Origin of the sequence: Marivirga sericea (assembly GCF_900177665.1) — a bacterium.
Lineage (GTDB): Bacteria > Bacteroidota > Bacteroidia > Cytophagales > Cyclobacteriaceae > Marivirga > Marivirga sericea.
Genome location: NZ_FXAW01000004.1, coordinates 339,470 through 353,536 on the forward strand (window position 1 = coordinate 339,470; position 14,067 = coordinate 353,536).

Here is a 14,067-nt window from a genome sequence, read left to right on the forward strand (position 1 = left end):
GTAAATATAAGGAAAACGATGTCACGTGCATTTTGTTAAATTCATTAAATTGCATCTTTTTACAAAAATTTTCATGAAGATTAAAAATTGGTATTCAGACGGTAAACCTTGGATCATAGCCGGTCCTTGCAGTGCAGAAACGGAAGAACAGTTGCTAGCAACCGTTGATGGATTGGTTAAAACAGGTATAACCACGATTAGAGCAGGAGTTTGGAAGCCAAGAACCCGTCCTAACAGCTTTGAAGGAGTAGGGAAAATTGCATTTCCATGGATTAAAAAAGCTAAAGCCCTTCATCCAACTATTCAATTTGCAATTGAAGTCGCTTCAGCGGAGCATGTGGAATTAGCATTGAAAAATGATATCGATATTTTATGGGTGGGTGCTAGAACCACAGTAAACCCCTTTAATGTTCAAGAAATAGCTGAAGCTGTTAGAGGGTTAAAGAATACACCAGTTTTAGTGAAAAACCCTATCAATCCTGATTTGGCACTGTGGATTGGAGCATTGGAGAGATTTGATGCAGTAGGAATCGATAAAATCGGGGCCATCCATAGAGGATTTTCTACTTATCAAGAAAGTATTTATAGAAATATTCCATTATGGCAGATTCCAATTGAATTAAAATCGCGTTATCCTGAGTTACTTTTGATTAACGACCCAAGCCATATCGCTGGTAAAAGAAATCTCCTTTTTGAGATCGCTCAAAAAGCAATGGATTTACAATATGACGGATTAATTATTGAATCTCATCGTAATCCTGACGAAGCCTGGAGTGATGCGGCACAGCAGTTGACTCCCGATGCCTTGCAGGAAATGCTGAGCCGAATTAAGATCAGGGAAAAAAGCTTCCCAAATAGAGATTTTAAGAATGAATTAGAAGGAATAAGGGATCAGATTGATGAAACTGATAAAGAACTATTGGAAGTATTATCAAGAAGATTAGAATTAGTGAAAAAAGTAGGTCACTATAAAAGAGATAAAAATGTTGCGATATTTCAGCTGGAGCGTTGGAATAAAATAATAGAAAACCGTCCTTTATGGGGAAATAAGCTTAATTTAAACACTGATTTTGTAAAAACCATTTATCAGAGTATTCATGATGAATCTATTCGGATTCAAACAGATATTTATAATGAACAATAAAAAGAAAATTTATACACTTGGCCCCAGGGGATCTTTCCACCACTTGTCATGCGTTGAATACTTAGGTGGACAAAACGAAATAGAATTCTGCGAAAGCTTTGGCGGAATCTTTGAAGCCGTAAGAGCTGGTCATTTGGGTTGGATAGCCTTATATAATAGTTTAGCAGGGATAGTTGAAAATCATGAAAATGAGATCAATAAGAACTTTACTTTGTTGGATGAAATGGATTATGAGGTGAAATTATGTATTTGTGCTGCTCCTCAGACAAACTTGAAAGCTATAACAAAGCTCTATTCGCACGAAAAAGCATTAGGGGAAAGCAAGCGATTTATAACTGAAAAATTAGCAAAAGCCGAATTAATCAAATGCCCAAGTACCTCACATGCCGCACAGCAAGTAGCGAATGAAAACAATAAAAATTCAGGGGCTATTTGCCATGCAGAAACTGCTAAATTTTATGGACTGGAAATCATTGCTAACATCCCAAATAAGCGCAAAAATGAGACTAGTTTTGGGTTGTTTGCGGGTTAAAAAATTGATTATGAATACATTAGAGACTAATTTGAAATAAAATCTGTATTCATCCTTCTTTGATATAAATTTTTACCTACTCTATTTATATGGTCAAGAAGTTCTGGATTATGAATTTTATGATATATTGATACATCAAATTTGTATGGAAGCATTATATCATCTAAATCGAACTCAATTTGATTTAATAGACTTAAGTCAATATCATCACCAATTAAAGAAATATCGATGTCTGAGGCTGGTCTATAATTACCCATAGCTCTTGAGCCATAAATCAGTGCTTCTTCAATTTGAGGGTAATTTGAAAAAACAGACCTTATGTTAAAAATATCATCTTTTGTTAAACCTGAATTTTCCATTTAAAACATTTTTCCTTGTTCCCCACTTCTTTTAGATTCCATATTTTTTTGGAATTCCAAAAATGCTGGATAATAATCATTTAATATCCTTTGATAAATTTCATCGGCAATATCTTCATCATAGGTATGTGAAGTTTTATTTCGGCTACCAATCATATCCATCCAAATTTTACCATCTGAAACAAGATTCAACTGAAATGCCTCTCTAGTAGCATCTCTACTCCCACCAACTTCAAAGTTCCCTTGATATTTGGCATAATCCTTCATTACATTCCAAGCTAATTCATGGGTATATTCAAAACGTTGAATTAAGCCTTCTTTTATCATTTCATCCAAAACATCATTCAAATCATTTTCATCAAGCGATTCTTCTTTATCCAAAACATTTTGTTTGATATATTGGATGGCTTTCGTAAGCTTTTTTAACGCTTTCACATAATTTGAAAATCGCTGCTCCCATCTGATATCTTGTTCCATATTATTTAAGATCAATATTAGACGAATTTTGAGTATAACAATGAAATGTAAAGTTTAATTGTTATAAAATAAAATTACAACCTAAATCAAAGTAATAATAATGACTTCCTAAATAATATGACATTACCTACTTATTCGAATGAAAAGCAATCCTATTTCCCTCTGTGTCCATACATATACTACAAAAACCGTGTTCACCAATTGGCTCTTTTTGTTGAATCACTTTACCACCAGCACTTTCCGTTCTTGATACTTCTATTCCACAATCTTCACTAGTAAAATAGACTAATGTACCGCCGGCTCCCGCTTTCATCTCCTTAGTTTTACATAGTGCTCCGCTAATATTACCACCATCTTCCGCCCAGGGAAAGCTAAGCATTTCTAAATCACCAAAACCTCCCGGTGTTTGCATCGGTATCATTTCAATTTGTAATACTTCTTCGTAGAATTTTTGAGCTCTGCTCATATCTTCCACGTAAATCTCTACCCAGGTGAAGGGGTTCCTTGTATTTGTTGCCATGCTTTAAAATTTAAGTCTCGTTTAGCGTTTGTTTTAGTATAAAAGTGAGTGTAAATTCATAATCAAGACTCCAAAATCTTCTTCAATTTCAGCAACCCATATTCAAAATCGGCTCCTAACATGGCATCGAAATCCATCGCTAGTAACATTAGATTCATCGGGTAATCCATTTCGCCTTTAAAGCCCCATATCACTTTTGTCTTACTCTCGCCAACAGATTCAAGTTCTATATAAGCTTTTTCAGAAGATTCGAAGGGTTCGAAAAACCTCAAAGCATAATCAATCCTTTTGCCTTCTTCAATATTTAATATTTCTTGTTCTCCCACTCCCACTTCACTACTATCACTGGCCCAAGTAGAAATAAATCCAACAGTGGCATCTACCCCTATGTATTCTTTCTTCATGTAAGGATCCATTGAACTCCATTTACTGAAATTATCTTGATTCTTTAAATACTTAACATATTCAAAGACCTCAGTTCTGGACTTTTCTATTACTATCGTTCGTTCTGCGGAATACTTTCTTTCGGTAAATGCGGCCACTATTAAGGCCAAGGCAATGATTCCTAAAAGAGCGAATCCAATGATTTTTAAAAGTTTCATAGTTCAATAGCTTAAAAAGTATCATCTAAAATAAGCATTTTACTTGAACAGTTGAATAAATCGAAGAGTATTATTGTCGAAAAATGAGTGAAGCAAAGACCTTAAAAGCTTAAAAAGCAGTTTTCTACTCACCTAAAGTACATTTATGCATTATATTCTGCCGAACGTAGTAAAACCAAATAATAAAAGCTAACGAACGTTAGATAAACCAATTTTTACAATTTTTTAAAAATATTTTAGAATTTTATTTTGTTTTACAAAATCCTCCGTCTACATTTGGAATATGATACACGCACAAGGACGATTTTATTTTTACTTTTATTTTAGCCCGCTTAGGCGAGTCGGTCCTTGTTATGCTATGTAATTACTAAACTAAATCATACTACAAGCCCGATTCGAAAGAGTCGGGCTTTTTTTTTACCCTCATTCGCCCTATTGAGCTTCGGATGGTAGAAAAGACATAGTTGAAGGAGAATAAATATCAATTGAATTAGAATATAAACAATAATATTATGAATACTTTGAAAATGAAAGATTGGGGGCTAGGGCTCGGTAAGCATGTAGTAATCGCAGGACCTTGCTCAGTAGAAACAGAAAAGCAAATCGATGATCTGTGCAACAGCTTTGAACGTGAGCCACAAATAGGCATGTTCAGAGGTGGCGTATGGAAACCTAGAACACGCCCGGGCAACTTCGAAGGACTGGGCGAAGAAGCATTACCTTGGCTTCAAAAAGTGAAAAGCCGCTTACATATTCCTGTTTGCGTAGAAGTAGCCAATGCCAACCATGTAGAGTCTGCACTAAAGCACGATATTGATGTTCTTTGGATCGGTGCGAGAACCACAGTAAATCCTTTCTCAGTTCAAGAAATTGCAGATTCTTTAAGAGGTGTTGATATACCTGTTATGGTTAAAAATCCTATTAATCCTGATTTGGCTCTTTGGGTTGGAGCATTAGAAAGAATGTACGATGTAGGTATTAATAAACTAGCCGCTATTCATAGAGGTTTTGCAGATCCTTACGATAAAATTTACAGAAATAAGCCGAACTGGAATTTAGCTATGCAATTAAAGCTGGAATTACCTGAAATTGAAATTATTAATGATCCGAGCCATATTTCGGGAAAATCAGAAATGGTACAAGCCGTTGCTCAAAGAGCCTTGAATTTCGGTATGGACGGATTAATGATAGAAACACATCCTAATCCGAAAGAAGCCTGGTCTGATGCCCGCCAACAGCTTAACCCCGAACAATTATTAACTTTATTGAAAGAAATTTCTTTCCGAGAGCGCATAGACTTTGAAAATCAAATTCCTGAAAATTTGAAAGAAATGCGAGATTCAATCGATCATATTGATCAAAAACTAATAGATTTACTCTCTGATCGCTTTCATTTGATTGACAAAGTTGGTGCTTATAAAAAAGCTCACGAATTATCAGTTTATCAAGGCGGAAGATGGAAGGATGTATTGGATAGCAGAATAAAGCTGGGAACTGAAAAAGACATGAGTGAGAAATTTATGAAAAGCATGTTGATAGCTATCCATGATGAATCCATAAAAAGACAAGAAAAGCAAATTGCCAATAAGGATGTTGAACCTTTAACAATTATATGAGCAAAGTATATTTTCAAGAATTAAGTTTTTTAAAAGCACTTCTAGCTTCACTAAAGTACTCACAGTTATTTGTTCTGGTAGACGAAAACAGTAAAGAAAATTGCTATCCACTCATTGGAGAGTATTTGTCAGATCATCAAATAATTGAAATCGTTTCGGGTGAAAGACATAAAACTCTTGACAGCTGTAGCATGATTTGGAACGCTTTGACCAACGCTACAGCAGATCGGCAAGCATTACTGCTTAATTTAGGCGGAGGGGTAATTACTGATATGGGTGGTTTCTGTGCAGGTACCTACAAAAGGGGGATTCGATTTATCAATATCCCCACTACTTTATTATCTCAAGTGGATGCTAGTGTTGGAGCTAAAACTGGTATTGATTTTAATGGCTACAAGAATCACATCGGATTGTTTTGTGAAGCTGAAGCAGTTTTGGTAAATCCGAAGTTTCATGAAACGCTTCCACGAAACCAACTGGTTTCGGGTTATGCTGAAATGTTGAAACATGGCTTAATTGCAGATAGGAAGCACTGGCAAGATTGTTTAAATAACGGATTCGAAAATTTTAGTAACGAACTGATTCAACATTCAGTAAAGATAAAAGAGAAAGTTGTAGATGCAGATCCTACGGAAAAGGGAATTCGTAAGATTTTAAATTTTGGACATACTATAGGGCATGCGATTGAGACTCATCTGTTAAATACTGAAAAAGCATTACTACATGGCGAGGCCATCGGATTGGGAATGATAGCAGAAGCATTCATCAGTAAATCCAAAGGCTTACTAAATTCGGAACAGTACAGTACTATAACGCAAGAATTACAAAAGATTTACCAAAGTTCAAAAATAGAAAAAGCCTCTTATCCTGAGATAATAAGGCTTTGTAAACAAGATAAAAAGAATAGTAATGGACAAATAAGCATGAGCTTACTCAATGGCATTGGTGAAGCTGTCTATGATATTCAAGTTGAAGAAGAACTTATAGAACACGCTTTAAATGAACTATTATAACTTCATTTTTTTACGAAAAGACTTTGCACCATGTATTGCTGAATCACTAAAATCATTTAGCCACTCTGAATCGAAACTGTCTTCAGTGTGTCTTTTGATATTTCTTAATCGATCCGCTACAGTTCTTGTAATTTTTTTACCATTATTGCTCTTCAATAAAGCTCCAGCAGCAACAATAGTAGCTGCTCCAGCTAAAAATGAAAAAATTGATTTACTTGTGGCACTCATTTTATTTAAATTTTAAGGTGATAATTGCATAACGAATAACTTATAAAAACAGTTTGACTTAACAAAAGATATTTTGAATTATTTTATAAATAAATATAAAAATTCTATCAACTTGGAATTTTGTTCTATCAATTTGCCAAGCTCAAAAAGCGAGTCCAATAGATTATTGACTATGAATGCGCTATCTGATGGGAAAATTAAGATTGGAAATCTCTCGACTGCGAGAGACACGCAAACCTTAATCAGTCTATTAAAAAATGAAGTTGAGCAGAGCACATTTGATGTGCTAGACGCAGGTACTGCAATGCGATTTCTTACCGCTTATTTTGCTGTAGCTACTAAAAAAGAGATCCTTTTAACAGGGACAGACCGCATGCAAAAGCGTCCAATAGGGATATTAGTGAATGCCTTAAATTCTATTGGTGCTGAAATAGCTTATGAAAAAGAAGTGGGCTATCCACCATTGCGAATAAAACCATTGCAAATGCAAATTAGCTCCAAAATTTCCATCCCAGGAAATATCAGTAGTCAATACATTTCTGCTCTGTTGATGATCGCCCCTACCCTGCCGAAAGGATTAGCAATCACTATTGAACCTCCCGTTTTTAGTAAGCCATATATCGACATGACATTAGGCTTAATGAAATTATCCGGAATTCAATACACTCAGCAAGAAGATGTAGTCTCTATTACCTCTCAATCTTACCAAGAATGTCTACAAAATGTTGAATCAGACTGGTCTGCAGCTAGTTATTGGTTTTCAATTATTGCACTATCTCCCATAGGGAAAAGGGTGTTTTTAAAGGGGTTAAAAGCTGAGAGTTTTCAAGGAGATCAAGTGATTAAAGATATGGCGAAAAATCTTGGAGTGCATTTTCACTTCGAAAACAATGGGATACTGCTTGAAAAAGAAAATTCTATTCAAAAAAGTTATCTAAAGTTAGATTTTAAAAAATGTCCTGATTTAGCTCAAACGTTTTTACCCTGCGCAGCTTCCATGAAAATTAGTTTGGAAATATCAGGATTAGAGAGTTTAAGAATTAAAGAAACTGACAGAATAAAAGCATTGCAAAATGAGCTCTCAAAATTCAATTGTCAACTTACAGAACCCGAGCAAGGGCTTTGGAAACTAGATAGTTCAAATTTTAGGGTGCAATCGGGGATTGAAATTGAAACCTATGAGGATCACAGAATGGCGATGGGGTTTGCCCCTTTAGCAATGAAACAAAATATTAGAATTAACGAAATAAATGTGGTTAATAAGTCTTATCCCAGTTTTTGGGAAGACTTAAAATTATTTGGATTTGAGTTGATTAAGCAATGAATTGAAGTATGAAGGAGCTTTCAACATCCTACTACCATACCAACTGAACATTTCTCCATCTACGATAATAAAGGTTGATTTAGGAAATCCTGCTTTCAGTTCTTTAATGTGCTGATCCTGAAACGGAAAAGGTTCTGAGGAAAGTAAAATAAACTCTGGTTGGGAATCAACGATTTCATTCATCTCAATTGCAGGGTAGCGCTCCTTTTGAATAACATTCTTCAAACCACAGCTACTCAACATATTGGAAATAAAAGTATCAACTCCAGCCCACATCCAAGGCTTTTTCCAAATACAATAAGCTACATCTATAGTTTCGCTCGGCTTTTCTAAATCATTGAACTGTTCCTTAATGTCAACTGCAAGCTTATCAGCCTTGTCCCGCTCCACTACCAACTTACCAATGTCTTTCATCATTTCTAAAGCGGAATCAAGATCAGAAACATCAGAAACATAAACCGAACATATTTTAGCTAACTTTTCAATATAGGCTTTAACATTTTCTTCTTTGCTCGCTATAATCAAATCAGGTTCTAGATTCTTTATTTTTTCTATATGCTGCTGTTTTGTCCCTCCTACTATTTCCTTTTCCTTTAACCACTCTTGAGGATGAACACAGAACTTAGTAATACCGATAACTCTTTCTCCCAAGCCCAAATCAAACAGATATTCAGTAATAGAGGGAACTAAGCAGATAATTCTTTTAGGTGCTGCATGTAGATTTAGTGAATTACCAATTTGATCAGTTAAAGAATTCATGAATAACAGGATTATCAAATTTTAAACATAAAAAAAGCCTCATCCTTGGGACGAAGCTTATTATTTAATGTTTTAATTTCTAAATGGTAATCCCCATATTTACCAATTGACTAGATATTTTCAAATCGCTATTATCAAAAGTAGCTTGATTAATTTCAAATTTAAGTTTCCCTCCCACTTCTCTAAAGTTAATGGAAGAACCTTTCTTACCCAAACCAGTTTTATCTGTGATAATCAAGGTGGGTTTTGTATCAAATCTTTCTAGGATAGCTTCAAAATCTTTGCTCTTGTTCGAAGCCAAATAAATAATATGCGCATTGCTGATGGCTGAAACATCAGAAATGTTCATGATAGTAGCATCTTGACCTTTAACTTTTCTTTGACCGTAAAGTTTATTTAATTGCTCATATACATCATCGTCACCATACACAGCAATTACAAACTTCCCAGACTTTGTATCTGCTGGCCACTCTATGTATTTAATAAAATTAAAAATTAACATGGAGTGAATTTCATGCATAGGTCTTTGAGCATTAGCATCAAAAGAATTAAAGTTAATTGCTACAACAAAAAGTAAAATGAATATTTTAAAAGTATTTTTCATGATTAGGATATTTCAGTACTAATATTTTGATAAAATTAGTACTATTCTATAGAAAATTATATTCTTAAGCAGAATTAACTATTCTTAGACATTAAAACATTGCAAAAGTGCAATTAATACTGTAAATATTTTTATTAAAAGTAAAAAACCCTAGCAAACAGATTGTATTAATCTCCAGCTAGGGTAAAAAACTAAACTAAATCACTATATTTTATTAGATCAAAATCCCCATGCTGGACAACTGATTTGAAATTTTCAAGTTGTTACCGCTAATAGATTCTTGATTAATTTCAAATTTTAACTTACCATTTATCTCTTGGAAATTGATACAACTTCCTCTTCTACCCAATCCACTTTTGTCAGTGATCAATAAAGTTGACTTACCAACAAACTTTTCTTTGGCTGCATCAAATTCTCTACTTCTATTGCTTGATAAGTACAAAACGTGAGCGTTATTTACAGCATTTACATTATCTACATTAACAACTTTCACATTTTGACCCTTTACAGTTCTATTGGCGTAAAAGTTTTGAATTGTAGACGCTACATCTTCGTCTCCTACTACAGCAATTACAAAATTACCTGCTTTAGCCTCTGCTGGCCATTCAACATATTTAATAAAATTAAACATGAGCATGGAATGGATTTCATGCATTGGTCTATCGCCCGATTTCAGACTAAAACCAAATACCATTAATGCAATTACGATAACTACTCTATTGATTCTTTTCATTTCTTTTTTATTGATAATTTACAATACAAAGGTAGAATAATGATTTTTATCAGTAAATCGAAAAAGCACCAATAGCTTTCAGAAGTAATATTTTATGAGATTAAGACAAATCGTATTTAAAATTGTGCTTGTCTTTAAGGTTTACAACGAATGAATACAGTAAATCTATTACAGATTGAACATCTTTGCTGTGTACCATTTCCACAGTGGTGTGCATGTACTTGAGCGGAAGTGATACTAAAGCAGAAGGAACGCCCTCGTTGCTATACGCAAATGCGTCAGTATCAGTACCTGTAGCTCTACTTGCAGCTGACCTTTGAAAAGATATCTTCTCTTTTTCTGCTAGGTCAATCAGCATTTTTAAAAGATTATTCTGCACAGCCGGTCCGTAAGTTAACACAGGCCCCTTCCCAGATTTTTGATCTCCACTTTCAATTTTATTGTAAAGAGGAGAATGTGTATCATGGCAAACATCAGTAATGACAGCTACGTCCGGTTTAATTTGATGAGCAATCATTTGAGCACCTTTCAAACCCACTTCCTCTTGAACCGAATTTACTATATATAAAGCAAAAGGAATTTTGTCCTTATTTTCATGGATTTTTCGAGCCACTTCTGCTATCATAAATCCTCCCATTCGATTATCTAAGGCTCGGCCTACTATATACTCCTTGTCTTTCAGATACATTAACTCATCATCAAATGTAATTACACAGCCTACGTGCACGCCCATCTTCTCAACCTCCTCCTTATTATCAGCGCCTACATCAATGAAAATATTTTTTAATTCAGGTTTGATATCATTCTCCTTGTTTCTAACGTGAATGGCAGGCCATCCAAAGATCCCCTTTACAATACCTTTATCAGTATGAATATTAACTCTTTTTGATGGAGCTATTTGATGATCGGAGCCTCCATTTCTCACTACGTAGATATAACCATCATCGGAAATATAATTTACAAACCATGAAATCTCATCTGCATGGGCTTCTATTACTACTTTGTAGGGCGCCTCTTTATTGATAACAGCGGCCACAGTTCCATAATTATCCTGAATGAACTCATCGGTGTAAGGCTTTACATAATCCAACCAGAGTTTTTGCCCGCTAGTCTCAAAACCTGTCGGTGCTGCGTTATTTAAATATTTGAAAAGGAAATCTTCCGCTATTTTATCCATAATTGAATCTTTAATTATTTAACTATGCTAAGATAAGCGTTGCCCATAGTAAAATGTTACCCAATACTGATAAAATCTGAGAAATGAAGGCCTAATTTTTACCTGCTATCAAAAATGGTAGCAGAAAAATTGCTCCTACAGCCGTAAAAGATAAATTGACAGCAAATCCTACTATCCTAAAAGGTAAAAGTATTAACCATATTAAAGGATAAAGAAATAAAGCTATAATGGCTAGTGGCCAACAGATAACTAGCAGAATGCACCAAAGTAAAAATCTTATCATGACTATTATTTTTTTTAAAGCATGATTCAATTGCTGTGCCAACACTTAAAAAGACCTCTTATTAAGTTCATCGGGTATAGAAACAAAAAGTGTACTAGAACTGAACATTGAGATGTTCGGTTATGGACAATAAAAAACCCACAAGCTGTAATTCACTTGTGGGTTTAAAAGAGTATCAGTTAAAAATATTTTATTGATTCTTATAAATGTGTCCTTTCTTCATCACAAATTGAACTGATTCCATGGTTTTGATATTTTCGGTTGGGTCATCATTAACCGCAATAATATCTGCTATTTTCCCTTCTGAAATTGATCCAAACTTGTCATAAACATTCAAAAGCTTTGCCGGAGTCTTTGTCGCTGAAATAATAGATTCCATTGGTTTCATACCTGCTTCCACCATATATCCAAATTCTTTCCCATTATCGCCATGTTTAAATACTCCCGCATCAGTGCCAAAGGCTATATTGACACCTGCCTTGTAGGCTTTACCGAATGTATTTTGAATTTTAGGGCCAATAGCCTTTGCTTTCGGAACCACTACTTCCGGATAATAACCTTCTATTTCTGCTAATTCAGCAACACTTTTGCCTGCAGTTATAGTCGGAACATAGTAAGTATCATATTCTTTCATTAACTCCATAGTTTCCTCTGACATCAATGTTCCATGTTCGATGGTTTTTATTCCAGCACGTATAGCACGCTGCATTCCTTCATCGCCATGCGCATGGGCCGCAGTAAGCATTCCATAGTCATTGGCAGTCTCTACTATAGCTTTTAATTCATCTTCAAAAAATTGCGGGTTTTGACCGTTCTTTGCCATACTTAAAACGCCACCTGTAGCCGTTATTTTAATAACATCGGCTCCATTTTTATATCGCTGACGAACTGCTTTTCTAGCTGCTTCCGGGCTATTCACAACACCTTCTGCTGGACCAGGATTTCCCATCAAATCATCTTTATAGCCATTAGTCGGATCTGCATGACCACCAGTTGTAGCAATCGACTTTCCTGCCGAATAAATGGTAGGTCCATCAACATAGCCCTTATTAATAGCATCCCTTAAACTGCTATTGACTCCGCTGCCCCCTAAATCTCGAACAGAAGTAAAACCTGCCATTAACGTCTTTTTAGCGTAAACTGTAGATTGGAAAGCAATATCTGCATCATTTAGAGTAAAGCGTTTAATATAGCCATCCTTTGAAGTTTCGCTTTCCAAATGCACATGCATATCGAATAAACCTGGCATAACCGTTTTAGATTTCAAATCGATAGCTTTTGCCCCTTCCGGCACTTCTGAGTAGCCCTTTTCCACAGACTGGATTTTATCTCCCTCCAGTATAATGGTCATTTCTGTTAAGACTTTTGACTTTTCCACATCAACTAATTTACCGCAATGCAAATAGGTGGTTTGGGCTGCAATGTTGAAGCCAAAAAAGACAATCGTTAGTACTAGTAAAAGCTTTTTCATATCGTTATTTTATTTTTTTCAGAAGTTTATCAATTGCCAATTCAAAGCAAATCCTCTGGATTGCTTATATATAGGGATAGTTCATGATCACTCAATTCTGGTGCCTCCTCTTCGTCTTTAGCAGTTACAATGGAATTAGTCATACTTCCAACCAAACCACGATTTAGCCCCATACGCTCTGCTATTATTGCACACATCTGAGCTTCCCTTTCATCCAATTTATTATCCACTAACATCATTTGGATGTATTCATAAAGAAAAATAATTTTCTCCTTTATGGTTTCAGGTTCATGAAAATCTACCTCAGAAGCTTCCAGCAATATCTCATCTACTTCTTTTTCCGACACTCCATTTTTTCGACCCAAGGCGTACAAATATCTTTTCTCTTCTTTGACAAAGCGGTTATCAATCTTTGCTAATTGATGTAAATGTATGAGGTGAGAGTATATTTTAACAGTAGACAATTCGAGATCAAATTTCATTATCAACAAATACTTGCATTAGCAAGCAATATACAAAATGTTGCAGAATAATTGAGCTAATTCTCTTATATTGAAATTCATGAATTTTTTAGCACATATATTTCTGTCTGGTGAATCCGATGAACTCAAAATAGGTAATTTTATTGGTGATTTTGTAAAGGCATCCGATATGGAACACTACAATAAAGCTGTAAATCAAGGCATTCGGATGCATTGGGCGATTGACGAATTTACCGATCATCATGATGTCGTACAAAAAAGCAAAGACAGACTACGTCCAAAATATGGACATTATGCAGGAGTAATAGTGGATATCTACTACGATCACTTTTTAGCAAGGAATTGGAAAGACTATCATTCTGTAGATTTAAGATTATTTGTAAATAGAGAATACAAGATGCTAGAAAATCATATCAGTATCCTTCCGAAAAAGGTAGTACATATGCTTCCTTATATGATAAAATACGACTGGCTTTTTAATTACCAATACTTTGACGGAATAGAAAGGGTGATGCATGGAATGGCCAACAGATCGAATTTCAACTCAAAAATGGAGCAGTCTGTTGTTGAGCTAAAAAAATACCATAAAGAGTTTGAGAAAGAGTTTCAGGACTTTTTTCCTGAGCTTCAGGCATTTTGTGAAGATTTTTTGGAAAATAAATGAGTAGAAATGAGTACGATTAAGAAAGCTGTCAGGTTTCTTAATTAATTAGTGTTTCAGTTTATTGTTAGGTACCTCAGCG

The 14,067-nt window shown here is 34.9% G+C and carries 17 protein-coding genes; 6 read left to right on the forward strand and 11 right to left on the reverse strand.

All coding sequences use genetic code 11. The features are described 5' to 3' along the window. Positions 1 to 73 precede the first annotated feature (73 nt). Together B9Y84_RS11340 and B9Y84_RS11345 are read left to right on the forward strand one after the other, a co-directional pair. Positions 74 to 1,144 (forward strand): bifunctional 3-deoxy-7-phosphoheptulonate synthase/chorismate mutase type II, encoded by a 1,071-nt coding sequence (locus B9Y84_RS11340; RefSeq protein WP_085517294.1) that lies wholly within the window; start codon positions 74 to 76, stop codon positions 1,142 to 1,144. Beyond that, entirely contained in the window at positions 1,134 to 1,676 is a 543-nt protein-coding gene (locus B9Y84_RS11345) for a prephenate dehydratase (RefSeq protein WP_176223777.1), read from the forward strand. Before B9Y84_RS11340 ends, B9Y84_RS11345 begins: the two co-directional genes overlap by 11 nt. 26 nt (positions 1,677 to 1,702) lie before the next feature. Here the strand turns inward: B9Y84_RS11345 and B9Y84_RS11350 are convergent, their stop codons facing one another. From B9Y84_RS11350 to B9Y84_RS11365, 4 genes are all read right to left on the reverse strand, one after another. Next, on the reverse strand, positions 1,703 to 2,035 hold the full coding sequence (locus B9Y84_RS11350) for a nucleotidyltransferase domain-containing protein (RefSeq protein WP_085517299.1): 333 nt from the start codon (positions 2,033 to 2,035) through the stop codon (positions 1,703 to 1,705). Next, positions 2,036 to 2,512: a nucleotidyltransferase substrate binding protein gene (locus B9Y84_RS11355; protein ID WP_085517301.1), complete on the reverse strand. Its 477-nt coding sequence runs from the start codon at positions 2,510 to 2,512 to the stop codon at positions 2,036 to 2,038. Between the two features lie 127 nt (positions 2,513 to 2,639). Further along, positions 2,640 to 3,032: a VOC family protein gene (locus B9Y84_RS11360; protein WP_085517304.1), complete on the reverse strand. Its 393-nt coding sequence runs from the start codon at positions 3,030 to 3,032 to the stop codon at positions 2,640 to 2,642. A 62-nt stretch (positions 3,033 to 3,094) separates the two neighbouring features. Then, positions 3,095 to 3,634: an SRPBCC family protein gene (locus tag B9Y84_RS11365; RefSeq protein ID WP_085517306.1), complete on the reverse strand. Its 540-nt coding sequence runs from the start codon at positions 3,632 to 3,634 to the stop codon at positions 3,095 to 3,097. Between the two features lie 512 nt (positions 3,635 to 4,146). Here B9Y84_RS11365 and B9Y84_RS11370 point away from each other — a divergent pair. Beyond that, positions 4,147 to 5,250, forward strand: a complete 1,104-nt coding sequence (locus B9Y84_RS11370) for a chorismate mutase (protein ID WP_176223778.1) — start codon at positions 4,147 to 4,149, stop codon at positions 5,248 to 5,250. Further along, positions 5,247 to 6,263, forward strand: a complete 1,017-nt coding sequence (gene aroB, locus B9Y84_RS11375) for a 3-dehydroquinate synthase (protein ID WP_085517310.1) — start codon at positions 5,247 to 5,249, stop codon at positions 6,261 to 6,263. Before B9Y84_RS11370 ends, aroB begins: the two co-directional genes overlap by 4 nt. Here aroB and B9Y84_RS11380 read toward each other — a convergent pair. After that, positions 6,258 to 6,491: a hypothetical protein gene (locus B9Y84_RS11380; protein WP_085517312.1), complete on the reverse strand. Its 234-nt coding sequence runs from the start codon at positions 6,489 to 6,491 to the stop codon at positions 6,258 to 6,260. The two genes, aroB and B9Y84_RS11380, sit on opposite strands and share 6 nt — an antisense overlap. 172 nt (positions 6,492 to 6,663) lie before the next feature. Between B9Y84_RS11380 and B9Y84_RS11385 the strand changes: the two genes are divergently transcribed. After that, complete coding sequence (locus B9Y84_RS11385; RefSeq protein ID WP_085517314.1) at positions 6,664 to 7,815, forward strand: 3-phosphoshikimate 1-carboxyvinyltransferase; 1,152 nt, start codon at positions 6,664 to 6,666, stop codon at positions 7,813 to 7,815. Here B9Y84_RS11385 and B9Y84_RS11390 read toward each other — a convergent pair. The 6 genes from B9Y84_RS11390 to B9Y84_RS11420 all read right to left on the reverse strand — a co-directional run bounded on the left by B9Y84_RS11390 (position 7,786) and on the right by B9Y84_RS11420 (position 13,324). Beyond that, positions 7,786 to 8,574 (reverse strand): helical backbone metal receptor, encoded by a 789-nt coding sequence (locus B9Y84_RS11390; RefSeq protein WP_085517315.1) that lies wholly within the window; start codon positions 8,572 to 8,574, stop codon positions 7,786 to 7,788. The genes B9Y84_RS11385 and B9Y84_RS11390 overlap by 30 nt on opposite strands. 79 nt (positions 8,575 to 8,653) lie before the next feature. Next, positions 8,654 to 9,178 carry a YfiR family protein gene (locus B9Y84_RS11395; RefSeq protein ID WP_085517317.1) on the reverse strand — a complete coding sequence of 175 codons (525 nt, stop codon included), beginning with the start codon at positions 9,176 to 9,178 and terminating at the stop codon, positions 8,654 to 8,656. Positions 9,179 to 9,392: 214 nt separating this feature from the next. Beyond that, positions 9,393 to 9,911 carry a YfiR family protein gene (locus B9Y84_RS11400; RefSeq protein WP_085517319.1) on the reverse strand — a complete coding sequence of 173 codons (519 nt, stop codon included), beginning with the start codon at positions 9,909 to 9,911 and terminating at the stop codon, positions 9,393 to 9,395. Between the two features lie 100 nt (positions 9,912 to 10,011). After that, on the reverse strand, positions 10,012 to 11,088 hold the full coding sequence (locus tag B9Y84_RS11405; RefSeq protein WP_085517322.1) for a M42 family metallopeptidase: 1,077 nt from the start codon (positions 11,086 to 11,088) through the stop codon (positions 10,012 to 10,014). 473 nt (positions 11,089 to 11,561) lie between these two features. Continuing rightward, the gene (locus B9Y84_RS11415; protein WP_085517325.1) at positions 11,562 to 12,842 is read right to left on the reverse strand and encodes a metal-dependent hydrolase family protein; all 1,281 of its coding nucleotides are present in this window, start codon (positions 12,840 to 12,842) and stop codon (positions 11,562 to 11,564) included. 41 nt (positions 12,843 to 12,883) lie between these two features. Then, positions 12,884 to 13,324 carry a hypothetical protein gene (locus B9Y84_RS11420; RefSeq protein ID WP_085517327.1) on the reverse strand — a complete coding sequence of 147 codons (441 nt, stop codon included), beginning with the start codon at positions 13,322 to 13,324 and terminating at the stop codon, positions 12,884 to 12,886. A 79-nt stretch (positions 13,325 to 13,403) separates the two neighbouring features. Here B9Y84_RS11420 and B9Y84_RS11425 point away from each other — a divergent pair, with 79 nt between their 5' ends. Then, entirely contained in the window at positions 13,404 to 13,988 is a 585-nt protein-coding gene (locus B9Y84_RS11425) for an acyl carrier protein phosphodiesterase (protein WP_085517329.1), read from the forward strand. Positions 13,989 to 14,067 lie beyond the last annotated feature (79 nt).

Coding starts and splice junctions, on each gene's coding strand:
- B9Y84_RS11340 (WP_085517294.1), top strand. CDS start 74: ATGAAGATTAAAAATTGGTATTCAGACGGTAAACCTTGGATCATAGCC.
- B9Y84_RS11345 (WP_176223777.1), top strand. CDS start 1,134: ATGAACAATAAAAAGAAAATTTATACACTTGGCCCCAGGGGATCTTTC.
- B9Y84_RS11350 (WP_085517299.1), bottom strand. CDS start 2,035: ATGGAAAATTCAGGTTTAACAAAAGATGATATTTTTAACATAAGGTCT.
- B9Y84_RS11355 (WP_085517301.1), bottom strand. CDS start 2,512: ATGGAACAAGATATCAGATGGGAGCAGCGATTTTCAAATTATGTGAAA.
- B9Y84_RS11360 (WP_085517304.1), bottom strand. CDS start 3,032: ATGGCAACAAATACAAGGAACCCCTTCACCTGGGTAGAGATTTACGTG.
- B9Y84_RS11365 (WP_085517306.1), bottom strand. CDS start 3,634: ATGAAACTTTTAAAAATCATTGGATTCGCTCTTTTAGGAATCATTGCC.
- B9Y84_RS11370 (WP_176223778.1), top strand. CDS start 4,147: ATGAATACTTTGAAAATGAAAGATTGGGGGCTAGGGCTCGGTAAGCAT.
- aroB (WP_085517310.1), top strand. CDS start 5,247: ATGAGCAAAGTATATTTTCAAGAATTAAGTTTTTTAAAAGCACTTCTA.
- B9Y84_RS11380 (WP_085517312.1), bottom strand. CDS start 6,491: ATGAGTGCCACAAGTAAATCAATTTTTTCATTTTTAGCTGGAGCAGCT.
- B9Y84_RS11385 (WP_085517314.1), top strand. CDS start 6,664: ATGAATGCGCTATCTGATGGGAAAATTAAGATTGGAAATCTCTCGACT.
- B9Y84_RS11390 (WP_085517315.1), bottom strand. CDS start 8,574: ATGAATTCTTTAACTGATCAAATTGGTAATTCACTAAATCTACATGCA.
- B9Y84_RS11395 (WP_085517317.1), bottom strand. CDS start 9,178: ATGAAAAATACTTTTAAAATATTCATTTTACTTTTTGTTGTAGCAATT.
- B9Y84_RS11400 (WP_085517319.1), bottom strand. CDS start 9,911: ATGAAAAGAATCAATAGAGTAGTTATCGTAATTGCATTAATGGTATTT.
- B9Y84_RS11405 (WP_085517322.1), bottom strand. CDS start 11,088: ATGGATAAAATAGCGGAAGATTTCCTTTTCAAATATTTAAATAACGCA.
- B9Y84_RS11415 (WP_085517325.1), bottom strand. CDS start 12,842: ATGAAAAAGCTTTTACTAGTACTAACGATTGTCTTTTTTGGCTTCAAC.
- B9Y84_RS11420 (WP_085517327.1), bottom strand. CDS start 13,324: ATGAAATTTGATCTCGAATTGTCTACTGTTAAAATATACTCTCACCTC.
- B9Y84_RS11425 (WP_085517329.1), top strand. CDS start 13,404: ATGAATTTTTTAGCACATATATTTCTGTCTGGTGAATCCGATGAACTC.